This is a genomic window from Planotetraspora sp. A-T 1434 (genome assembly GCF_025420585.1).
Lineage (GTDB): Bacteria > Actinomycetota > Actinomycetes > Streptosporangiales > Streptosporangiaceae > JAOEGB01.
Map to the genome: position 1 here is coordinate 1 of NZ_JAOEGB010000113.1, position 398 is coordinate 398.

A 398-nucleotide genomic window follows, 5' to 3' on the forward strand; every position below is an offset into this window, starting at 1 on the left:
GGCGATGGCGTCCACCCGGGCGATGGCGGCGGCGGCCTGGTCGACGGGCAGTTGGTGGCCGGTGATGGTCGCGGTGCCGTCGGCGTGCCGCATGCCTTCGAGGCGGCGGCGTTGCAGCGCCCGCTCGTACTTGCGCCGCGCCCAGTGCGGGTCGGCGGCCACCAGCAGCGTCTTGATTTTGTCTTTCAGCTGGCTGGTCGTGCATGCCCCCGCCTTCGGGAGCAGGTGGCCGGCCACCGCGTGCGCGAGGGGGTCGGGACGCCCTCCAGCCAGTCGTGGAAGACCAGGGCGCGGGCTTTGTCGATGATTTCCGCCGCCAGGGCGTGGCGGACGGCAGCCAGACGGGTCGACAGGTCATAGGCGAAGACGTATTCACGCTCGGCGGCGCGGCGGGTCAA

The 398-nt window shown here is 71.9% G+C and carries 1 protein-coding gene; it reads right to left on the minus strand.

Going from position 1 to position 398, the window contains the following annotated elements; translation table 11 throughout:
- On the minus strand, positions 1 to 237 hold a 237-nt coding region (locus tag N5079_RS35190; RefSeq protein ID WP_261588550.1), incomplete at its 3' end, for a hypothetical protein.
- Positions 238 to 398 lie beyond the last annotated feature (161 nt).